This window comes from Paraburkholderia sp. (assembly GCF_049581445.1).
Taxonomy (GTDB): Bacteria; Pseudomonadota; Gammaproteobacteria; order Burkholderiales; family Burkholderiaceae; genus Paraburkholderia.
This window is the reverse complement of record NZ_JBAURZ010000105.1, coordinates 24,244-35,076: the sequence shown is the minus strand read 5'-3', so window position 1 is coordinate 35,076 and position 10,833 is coordinate 24,244. Positions and strand designations below refer to the sequence as shown.

Below are 10,833 nucleotides of genomic sequence, written 5' to 3'. Positions count from 1 at the left end.
CTCCCGCGTCGGTCCCCCAGTCGAGCACGCCTAACACCCAGCCGATTGCGGTGACCACGGCGCCCGGGCTGACCCGCAACATGCTGACGACCAGCGTCACCGTCTGCGCGCCCGGCACCAGCAACTGCGCCACCATCGACAACATTCAGGTCGACACCGGCTCGCAGGGCCTGCGGATTCTGGCCTCGGCATTGCCGTCCGGCGTGCAACTGGCCGCTTTGCCATCACGCAGCGGGAATGCCGGCGAATGCGCGGTGTTTGGCGGCGGCTACACCTGGGGCGCGGTGCGCAGCGCCGACGTGCGGATGGCCGGTCAACTGGCCGCATCGCTACCCGTTCAGCTGATCGCTGACCCAAGCGTGCCAAGCGTGCCGTCAGACTGCGCGGGTACAGGTCTCGCCATGCAGACGACCACCACCCTGCGCAGCAATGGCATCCTCGGTGTCGGCCTGTTTGCGGCTGACTGCGGCAGCGCCTGTGCCACTTCGGCCCTGCCGCGCTGGTACTACAGCTGCAACACGAGCGGCGCGTGTCAGGCAAGCATGCAGCCGGTCGCCCAGCAGGTCACGAATCCGGTGAGCGCATTCCCGCTGGATAACAACGGCGTCGTCATCGATCTGCCGTCGGTGCCCGACACCGGTACGACGTCGGTGGCGGGCTCGCTGATTTTCGGCATCGGCACTCAGGCCGACAACGTGCTCGGCAGCGTGACCGTCCTGAAAGCGAATCCGCAAAGCGGCTATGTGACTACGACAAGCAATGGCCAGACTTACGCGTTCAGCTATCTGGACACCGGCTCAAATGCGCTCTATATGGCCGACACTGGGATGCCAGAATGCGGGCTCTGGTACTGTCCCACCACGACGCAAGCGGAAAACGCAGTGATCGCAGGCACGGATGGCATCACCACCGCCGTGGCATTTTCGGTGGCGAATTCGACGGCGTTGTTCAACTCTTCGAACAACGCGTTCGACGACCTTGCCGGCATCGCCAGTAACAGCTTTGGCTGGGGCTTGCCGTTCTTCTTCGGACGGCGCGTCTATACGGCAATTGAAGCGCGCGTCACCTCCGCGGGTAACGGGCCGTATTACGCCTTCTAAATCTGCTCGCCGGACAGTCAGCCTGTCGTACACCGCGGGAGGCTGACTCGAGTCCCATGCGCCCGATGCCCGATGCCGGATTTATCCGCGCGGAAAATTCCCAAAATCAACGGACCGGCAAATTTAGTACGGCAGGGCTGAGATAATCGCTGCCTTTGGCTAGCGCGATATCGATATCGTTAGTCCTGCATATATTCTGAATTCAGCCGATGGAACCCACCTTTTCGCTCGACGACTTCGAGCAACTCGTCTTTACGCAAGCTCACGATCAAGCCGCTCTCAGTTTCCTGGGTGCGTTGATCCTGCTTCATCAAAAGCGTGGTGATCTGGACGCTGACTTCCGCGCGTCAGGAATGATCGGGCTATCAGCCGACGAGCAGCGGGAGCGGTTTTGCACACGCCTTGTCAGTGCCATTTCGACGCTGTTTTCCAACCCGGACTTCAGCCCATCGAACGAGTGCTTCAGGCTTTTTCTCACCCTGCACGAATGGATCGGCATGCTGTTCTCGGCGACTGCCTTTGGCGACGCCGATCACGTCACTCGCTACCTGAATCCACGCGGGCCGGACAATAACCAGTTCCTAGCGGGTGACGCGTTCCTCGAGAAGCTGTGCCTGCTGTACTCGATTGACTCGGAGCTTGAACTGGATTTCGCGGCCCTCTGGGCTCACGACAAGGTGATTGCCGCTTGCCTCGCTCTTGTATTGCTGGCGCCGGTCTTCAAAGGTTCCGTCAATGGACACGGCAAGCGCGAAGCGCTCCTGCAATGGCTGCCCGGCAAGCTGCGGCAAATCGGCGACCTCGACGATCTGCCCACGGCCGTCCTGCACAACGCCTACATGTTTTGCAGCTATGCGGATACTCCGCAGCGGCATGCGATCAAACATGACATCAACATCCTGGTGCGGCGCAGCTGGCGCATCTGGGTCTTACCGATCTGCCTGCCCTGGCCGTGTCGCCCGTCAGCGAGCGCGCGCAAAGCCGTAAAAAACCCCTGATGATCGTGGTGGTGGAATGGTTCAACGGTGCACATTCAATCTACCGGACCCACTCCCGGACCATTGAAGCCGCGCGCGAGCATTTCGAAGTGGTGGGTTTCGGCTTCGGCTACGCCATCGACGATGCCGGACGGGCGATCTTCGATCGCTTTATCGAACTTGAGAAGCCTGACTATATTGGCGAGAGCCTGCGGACAATTCGCGCCTTCGCCGAGGCCGAGCGGCCTGACGTGCTTTATATGCCGAGCGTCGGCATGTTCACGCTGACGGTTTTTATGTCGAACCTGCGGATTGCACCGCTACAAATCGCGGCGCTCGGACATCCGGCCACTACCCACTCCGACAAGATCGATTACATCAGTGTCGAGGAAGACTACGTCGGCGACCCGGCATGCTTCAGCGAGCGCCTGCTCAAGCTACCGAAGGACGGCCAACCGTATCGCGCCTCTCATGCGCTACCCGACATCACACCGCGAGTACCGGCGCGACGCGAGTCCGTCCATATCATCGTGACGGCAAGTCCGATGAAACTCAATCCAGCCTTTCTCGATGCGTGCCGCCAGATTCAGGAACGCGCGGACATCCAGGTGCAGTTTCATTTCATGCCCGGTGCGGGCAGCGGCTTGCCGCTATTGCAAATGCGCCGGATCATTGGCGCCGCGGTGCCGGGGGCAATCGTTCATGGCTTTCACGACTACGCGGCCTACCTGGCGCGAGTGGACGACGCGGACTTGTTCCTGAGCCCGTTTCCGTTCGGCAACACGAATGGCATTGTCGACGCACTCACGCTCGGTGTACCGGGCGTGTGCAAGACGGGTCCGGAAGTGTTCGAACATATCGACGGCGCGCTGTTCGCGCGCGCCGGCATGCCCTCATGGACCACGGCGGATAGCGTCGATGCCTACATTGACGCCGCCTTGCGCATGATTACGCAACACGATGAGCGCGAGGACCTACGCCGTCAGCTGATTGACACCAGGGCGGTCGAGCGCTTCTTCGAAGGACGGCCGGAAGTGTTTGGTAAGCGCGTATTGCGCCTCGTGCGCGAGGCCAGAAGACGAGAGACAGCGCCGCCTGAAGCGATAGCGACTATGTGAGACTCGCGAAGCGCTCCGGCTTCCTGAGAGGCGCGGCGCACCACTAAAGACGCACCGCACGCGCCGCCTCAGTACGCCGCGGTGCTTGCGGTACCTTACTGGCTGGTATCGCCAGCGGCAGCGTCGTCGCTCTTGACCAGTTCTGCCGGGGCGATCCAGCGGAACGACGACAGATTCAGGCCGTTGAACGTGCATTCGACGGCCGCAACCTTGGTGATTTTCTTGGGCTTGGCGGGTTTCGCCGCAGATGCGCTCGCAGTGGCTCCAGACGCCGGGACGGACGAAGCAGCGGCAACTGAAGCAGCGGTATCCGAAGCGGCCGCGCCCGAAGCAGCGCCTGCCGCCCCATTAGCCTGCGACGCGCCGACAGGCGCGCCGCTTGCCCCAACCGTAGAAGTTGCAGACACCGCCGACGCCGCAAGCACGCCAGAAGCTCCCTTCGGAGCGTTCGCGGCAGCGACTTCCGAAGCCGTCTGCATATGCGACAGCGTGCCTTCGACGACCACCCGCGAGCCGCGAATCCCCGTTCCAGTATGGCTAACCGACAACTTGTCGAGCGACACATCCGGCAATCGCTCCGGCGTCACGTCGGCCAGCTTGTCGCGCATCATCTGTTCACACGCGTCCGTGTTCTTATAGAAGGCCGTGCACCCCGCGAGCAACGTGGCGGCGGTCATTGCGCATGCAATAGATAGAGTCCGGATCTTCATTGATCTTCCGATTTTCAGGCTGTCGGCATTGTAGCGTACGGGCCGTGGCGCGCGTACCGGCAGCCTCATCCGCGAAGATCGGGCAGTAGCCGCCCGCTTGCTGGCAGAATGGCGGCTGCGTCGATGGCGGGACACCCTTCGTCGCAACCCACGCCACCACGACCTAGCCGCATGCTCAGTCTCATTGCCCTCGCCGTCGCCGCATTCGCCGCCACCAACGTGGACAACCTGTTCGTCCTGCTCGCCTTCGTCGCAGAAGCGCGTGGCCGCAAACGGCGCGTCATCGTCGGCCAATACACGGGCTCGATCGCCCTGATCGTCATTGCGCTGGGTCTCGCCGCCATGCTGCGCAGTCTGCCGCAAGGGTATGTGGGCGCGTTGGGCGTGCTGCCGATCGCCGTTGGCCTCAGCAAGGGGTGGACGCGCTTTGGCCGGCGCCGCGCCGCACATGACAGTTCCACGCAAGCTACCACCCCGCCGGTTCCGGCTGGCTCGGCGTCGTGGACTGTGGCGGCCGTCGCGATGGCCAACGGCTCGGACAACATCGCCGTCTACGTGCCGCTGTATGCGGGGCATTCGCGCATCGATTGCGCGTTGATTTCTCTCGTGTTTGTCGTGATGATCGGCATCTGGTGCGCGGGCGCCGTCTGGCTGGTCAACCATCCCCTGCTCGGCGCACCGATCCGGCGCTACGGCACCGCGCTATTACCGTTCATCCTGCTGGTGATCGGCGTCTCGGTGATCGTGGAAAACGGTACCTTGCACGCGCTGTTTGGGCTTTGAAAGAGAGCCCGGCGTCGCTTGGAAACGTCAGTCACCTCAGAAGGCCCCACCACAATCTGACATCAAGTGAAACGGCTCGTGCATCGATGCGTGACCGGATGGCGCGCGATGCAGCACGACCGTTGTGGCCGCAATCTAGTTCGCCGGCGGTTGTTGCACGTAGGTGCGCACACCCGCGAGCGGCGACCCATAACCGCCCGCTTGCGTATTGTTTGGCAGGCCATTGACGAGTTGAGCGCGTGGGTCAGTCGGGTTGAGGTTCATTTCTCCCGCCTGCTGGTTGCCGTGCGATGGGTATTCGCTACCACGCGCTGAGTTAGGCATCAGTCGGGTACTGTTCTGCGGCGCATTCATATCGTCCTGCGGAGTCAGACCTTGCGCGCCCGCCTGGGCCGCCACACCCAGCATGGCTACGCACAAACAAACCTTAAATAGCTGCGACGTCTTCTTCATATTGCCTCCAACACATTGGATAGGGCCGGGTACGGCCGGCACATTGCCAGCCAGAATCGACCGGACATGAATCCAGCATAGACGAGCGGCGAAGGTCTTGCCGAACCTGACGCCGCGGTCATCCACTGCACTCATCCCGGTATACGCGAGGCGGCCTCAACTGGTTTCATCTGAGCTCGTTCAAAACCGCCACGTAAAGAGTAAACGCCGCCAGGGTCACGTTTCATCCCCGTTTCAGCGGAAATATCTGGGTGTGACGTGCAAAGCGCGTCACAAGCGCTTATCTTTACGCCTATTGCCGGTTGTCCTCCACGCCTTAAGTGCAATACGGACGCTGTACGGCTCACGTGATCCCATACCAGGTGCCATGACTGCCCACCCTACCACCATGCTTCGCAATGTGCGGTACGCCTTCACCACCCTCGTTGCTCTCGCCGCCGCGCTGATGCTGGTTGCCTGTGCGTCGCCCTCGGGCTGGGACGCGAATTCGCTCGCCGCCGCCGTCGCGGGACCACAGCGCGGCGACGCCGCCAAAGCACGCGACGTGTATCGCCATCCGCAAGCCACCTTGCAATTCTTCGAAATCGCCCCGACCCAAACGGTGCTCGAAATCGCGCCAGGCGGCGGCTGGTACACAGACATTCTCGCGCCTTATCTGCGCGATCACGGCACGCTATACGAGGCGCAGTACAACAGCCCCTCGGCAAGCGCCGCCGCCGAGGAACAACCCGGCCGCGCAGCATTCGCCCGCAAGCTGGCTGCAAACCCGGCTATTTACGGCACGGTGCTGGTTGGCACGCTGCAGGCGGGACAATTCAGCGGCTTTCCCGCCAACGGCAATGTCGACCGGGTGCTGACGTTCCGTAACATCCACAACTGGATCAAGGACGGCCAGATCGATGCCAACCTGCAGGCGTTCTACCGCGCGCTCAAACCGGGCGGAATCCTAGGGGTGGAAGAACATCGCGCGGCGCCGGCAACGTCGCTACAACAGATGATCGACAGTGGCTACGTGACCGAAGCCTATGTGATCGAGCATGCGCGCGCTGCGGGCTTCCAGCTTGCGGGCAGCAGCGAGATCAATAGCAATCCGCGCGATACCAAAGATTATCCGCATGGCGTGTGGTCATTGCCGCCTACCTACGAAGGTGGCGATGTGGACAGGGCACGTTACGCCGCCATCGGCGAATCGGACCGAATGACTTTGCGCTTCGTCAAACCGCAGTAACGTCCCTCGCGACCGGAATCTCTGCCGAAAACGCCTGGCTCACGACTCAGAGGAGCTATGTTCGACAACGTGTTCCATATCGTGACGGGTCCGGACGGACAGCGTCATCTCTACGCTTATACCGACAGCGCTGTCGTGGCGATTCTGCTCGTGGCCGCGTTGCTTTTGGCGATCGTGCTGTCCAGTGCAATCTGCTATTACATTACCCGCTTTATCCTGCTGCTGATCGTCGGCCGGCTCGCGCGCGGCGAAGAACATTCGTGGCTTCGGGCCGCGGCGCATCGCAAGGTGTTTGATCGTCTTGCGCCACTCGTGCCCGCGTACATCATCTATCTGTCCGCCCCGCTGCTGTCCAGTCTGACCATTCCGCTCGTCGCCGCCCTGGGACGTCCAGTCGAAACGCTCGCCGCCTGCTACATGGTGGTGACGGTGTTGCGCGCTGCCTTCGCGTTCCTGCGCAGCATCGAGGACCGCTACAAGCACTTCCCGTACGCCAGCGAGAAGCCGATCAAGAGCTTTCTGCAAGTCGCCACCATTGTTTTGTATCTGGCCGCTTTGATCGTGGCCGTCTCCGTCCTGTTGCATCGCTCGCCGGCCTATTTCCTCACCGGCGTCAGCGCAATGACGGCGCTGCTCATCATCATCTTTCGCGATTCGCTTCTGGGCTTCGTTGCGAGCATTCAGATCGCTGCCTACGATATGTTGCGCGTGGGGGACTGGGTTGAAGTGCCGGGCTTCGTAGCCGACGGGACAGTTGTCGATATTGCGTTGAACACCATCAAGGTGCAGAACTTCGACAACACCATTGTCACGATTCCGAGCTACGTCCTGCTGACAAATGGCGTCAGAAACTGGCGCGGTATGATCGAATCAGGCGGGCGCCGTATCAAGCATGCCATTTATATGGACACCGACATGATCCGGTTTTGCGATGACGCGCTGCTTGCGAGTTTGCAGGCGAGTGTCAAGCTGGTCATACCCGTGACGATGTCCGACGAAGGGCAACCGCTCACGAATCTCGGCATGTTTCGTTTGTATCTGATGGGGTATTTTCGCCAGCATCCGGCTATTCGCACCGACATGCCGCTGGTGGTCCGGTTGCTGGAAGCGACCCAGCAAGGCCTGCCAATAGAGGTATTCGCTTATATCAACGAAGTGCAATGGGAAGCGTTCGAGCGGACTCAGTCGACTATGTTCGACCATGTCTATGGTGTTTTGCCGCTCTTCGGCCTGCGCGTCTGGCAAAAGCGCTAAAGGAAATAGCTTTGGCCCGGTGCGCGGCGATCACGCAAGGTAAATTGTTGCGCGCGCGCCGCACACCTTTGCCTCAAAACCCTCAAGCGAGCGCATAAGCCACTGTGTCTTCAGACACAACGTCTCAGCGCCCTACTCAAGCCCAGCTACCGCTCAACCGCATGCGGTTCCTTGAGCTTGTTAGCCACACGGATCGCCTCAAAGTAAGCGGCATTAGGCGGCCGCTTCAGATATTGACCCGCGCCACGCACTGCCCGCAGGTCGCCATCGGTCCACGCCAACGCACCGCGCGTGAGCGTATGCATCGCAACGCCCCGCACCTCCATGCCTTCAAATACGTTGAAGTCCACCTTCTGATGGTGAGTCTTGACGGAGATGGTTTTGCTCGCGGCCGGATCCCACACGACCAGATCCGCATCTGCGCCAACCTGCACCGCACCCTTGCGCGGATAGAGGTTAAAGATTTGCGCCGCGTTAGTGGAGGTAATGCGCACGAACTCGTTCGGCGTGAGGCGCCCCGAATTCACGCCGTGATGCCACAGCACCGACATGCGATCCTCGACGCCGCCGCAACCGTTCGGGATCTTGGTGAAGTCCTCGCGGCCCATCGCCTTCTGCGACGCGCAAAATACGCAGTGGTCAGTGGCTGTGGTGTGCAACTGACCCGCCTGTAGCCCGCTCCACAATGCCTCACGATGTTCAGCCGAACGAAACGGCGGGCTCATCACGTGCGCGGCGGCACGTGTCCAGTCAGGATCACGATAGACCGCTTCATCGATCACCAGGTGCCCCGGCAAAACCTCTCCGAATACACGCAGACCTTCGCTGCGGGCCCGCGCAATTGCATCCGCCGCATCTTTAGACGACACGTGCACGATATAAACCGGCACGCCCAGCACCTGCGCAATACGAATCGCCCGATTCGCCGCCTCGCCCTCTACTTCCGGTGGACGCGACAGCGGGTGCGCTTCCGGTCCAGTAATGCCGCGTGCCAGCAATTGACGCTGCAACTGGAACACCAGCTCGCCGTTTTCCGCATGAACGGTCGGCAACGCGCCGAGTTCAAGCGAGCGCGCGAAGCTGTTCACCAGCACCTCATCGTCGGCCATGATCGCGTTCTTGTAGGCCATGAAATGCTTGAAACTCGATACGCCATGTTCATGCACCAGCGTGCCCATGTCGCGATGCACCGAGTCGTCCCACCATGTCACGGCGACATGAAAGCCATAATCCGAAGAAGCTTTCTCCGCCCAGCCGCGCCATGCCTGAAACGCCTCCATCAGCGACTGACGCGGGCTCGGAATCACGAAGTCGATGATGCTCGTGGTGCCGCCCGAGAGACCGGCTGCGGTCCCGGTGTAAAAATCGTCGCTTGCTGTGGTGCCCATGAAGGGCAACTCCATATGCGTATGCGGATCGATACCGCCCGGCATCACATACTGGCCACCCGCATCAACGATCGTCGCGCCCGCCGGCGCTTCCAGGTCCGGGCCGACCTGCAGGATCGTGCCACCTTGCTGCGGATCTGCGCACAACACGTCCGCCCGCCAGCTACGGTCCGCATCGATTACCGTGCCGCCGCGAATCAGGGTCGTCATCTTGCTGCCTCCTCATTGACTGCTACATTCGAAAACGCTGCAATTGTTAAGCGCTCGCCACCCGGGCACTCGGTCCTTTGCTCAGCTTCATCCACGCGCTGTATACGATCGAAGCAAGCGCGAGACCGACAAACCACGCATACGTGTAGAGCGTATTGAAGAACGCCGGCACGTTCGGAAACGTCGCCGGAAAAGCGGTATGCAAAAAGCCCGGCAAATTAGGCAATACACCAATTAGCAGTGCGACCACCGCGCCGATATTCCAGCCGCCCGTGTAGCTGTATTCACCGTGCTCGTCGAACAGCTCTCGCGCGTCGAGGCGCGTGCCGCGAATCAGGAAATAGTCGACCATCAGGATCCCGGCGACCGGACCTAGCAGCGCGGAATAGCCCACCAGCCAGGTAAAGATGTAGCCTTGCGTAGTCGCGAGAATCTTCCACGGCATCATCACAATGGCGATGGTCGCAGTAATCATGCCGCCGACGCGATACGTAATCCCCTTCGGCCAAAGGCTGGAAAAGTCGTATGCTGGGCCGACGAGGTTCGCCGCGAGATTGCAGCACATGGTGTCGAGCGTCAGGATCACCAATGCGACGCCTACGCCGATGCCCGTCATGCGGCTGGTGAGATCGATCGGATCCCAGATCGCCTGACCATAGATCACGACCGTCGCCGAGGTCACGACCACTGAGATCACCGAGAGTAGCGCCATGGGCGCCGGCAAGCCGATCGACTGCCCTATCACCTGGTCACGCTGCGAGCGGGCAAAGCGGGTGAAGTCGGGAATATTCAGCGCCAGCGTGGCCCAGAAACCGACCATCGCCGTCAAGCCCGGCCAGAAAGTGGCCCAAAACAAGCCCTCTTTCTTGCCGCCGGCGACGAACTGCGACGGCGCCGAGAGCATCGAGCCAATCCCTCCCGCCTTCGATGTGGCCCACCACACCAGCGCGATACACATGACCACCTTGATCGGTGCGGACCAGCTTTCTAACCAGCGAATCGAATCGGTGCCGTGCACGATAAAGTAAATCTGCAAGGCCCAGAACGCCAGAAAGCACGCCAGTTGTCCCAGCGAAATATCGAGGAACGGCAATGCGTTACCATGCAGTGCGTTACCCGTCAGGATATTGAGCAGCGTGTAGATCGCACTGCCGCCGAGCCAGGTTTGAATCCCATACCAGCCACACGCCACGATGGCGCGCAGCATGGCCGGCAATTTTGCCCCTTGGGTACCGAAGGACGAGCGCACCAGCACCGCGTACGGAATGCCATGCTTCGCGCCCGCATGGCCGATCATCAACATCGGCACCAGCACGATCAGGTTGCCGAGCAGCACCGTCACCACCGCCTGCCACGGTGACATGCCCTGTTCGGTCAAGCCCGCTGCCAGCATATACGACGCGATATTCATCACCATGCCAACCCACAGCGCCGCGAAGTGGTACCACTTCCACGTGCGCTGCGCGACGCCGGTTGGCGCGAGGTCGTCGTTATAAAGACTGCTGCCCTGCGCGCCGGCCCCTAGCTGCGGATCGACACTTTGCGCTGTCTGCTTCATCGAAGAATCTCCACTTGTGCGTTGTGGCCCGCGCAGCTTCTCGGGGTGCATCAG

General features: G+C 61.1%; 8 protein-coding genes and 1 pseudogene. 5 read left to right on the top strand and 4 right to left on the bottom strand.

The window, feature by feature from the left end:
* On the top strand, nt 1-1,100 hold a 1,100-nt coding region (locus WCA85_RS09735), incomplete at its 5' end, for a DUF3443 domain-containing protein (RefSeq protein WP_424063256.1).
* Nucleotides 1,101-1,309: 209 nt separating this feature from the next.
* Nucleotides 1,310-3,195: pseudogene (locus tag WCA85_RS09730) on the top strand (glycosyl transferase family 1).
* 95 nt (nt 3,196-3,290) lie between these two features.
* Here the strand turns inward: WCA85_RS09730 and WCA85_RS09725 are convergent.
* Nucleotides 3,291-3,905, bottom strand: a complete 615-nt coding sequence (locus WCA85_RS09725; protein WP_424063254.1) for a hypothetical protein — start codon at nt 3,903-3,905, stop codon at nt 3,291-3,293.
* Nucleotides 3,906-4,076: 171 nt separating this feature from the next.
* Between WCA85_RS09725 and WCA85_RS09720 the strand changes: the two genes are divergently transcribed.
* A complete protein-coding gene (locus WCA85_RS09720; protein ID WP_424063252.1) occupies nt 4,077-4,688 on the top strand; it encodes a cadmium resistance transporter in 612 nt (203 codons plus the stop codon).
* Nucleotides 4,689-4,823: 135 nt separating this feature from the next.
* Here the strand turns inward: WCA85_RS09720 and WCA85_RS09715 are convergent, their stop codons facing one another.
* Complete coding sequence (locus WCA85_RS09715; RefSeq protein WP_424063250.1) at nt 4,824-5,141, bottom strand: hypothetical protein; 318 nt, start codon at nt 5,139-5,141, stop codon at nt 4,824-4,826.
* Between the two features lie 367 nt (nt 5,142-5,508).
* Between WCA85_RS09715 and WCA85_RS09710 the strand changes: the two genes are divergently transcribed.
* Complete coding sequence (locus WCA85_RS09710; protein ID WP_424063249.1) at nt 5,509-6,369, top strand: class I SAM-dependent methyltransferase; 861 nt, start codon at nt 5,509-5,511, stop codon at nt 6,367-6,369.
* Between the two features lie 57 nt (nt 6,370-6,426).
* Entirely contained in the window at nt 6,427-7,623 is a 1,197-nt protein-coding gene (locus tag WCA85_RS09705) for a mechanosensitive ion channel family protein (RefSeq protein ID WP_424063247.1), read from the top strand.
* Between the two features lie 146 nt (nt 7,624-7,769).
* Here WCA85_RS09705 and hydA read toward each other — a convergent pair whose 3' ends face one another.
* Nucleotides 7,770-9,221, bottom strand: a complete 1,452-nt coding sequence (gene hydA / locus WCA85_RS09700) for a dihydropyrimidinase (protein ID WP_424063245.1) — start codon at nt 9,219-9,221, stop codon at nt 7,770-7,772.
* 46 nt (nt 9,222-9,267) lie between these two features.
* Nucleotides 9,268-10,779 (bottom strand): NCS1 family nucleobase:cation symporter-1, encoded by a 1,512-nt coding sequence (locus WCA85_RS09695; RefSeq protein ID WP_424063243.1) that lies wholly within the window; start codon nt 10,777-10,779, stop codon nt 9,268-9,270.
* Between the last annotated feature and the right edge of the window lie 54 nt (nt 10,780-10,833).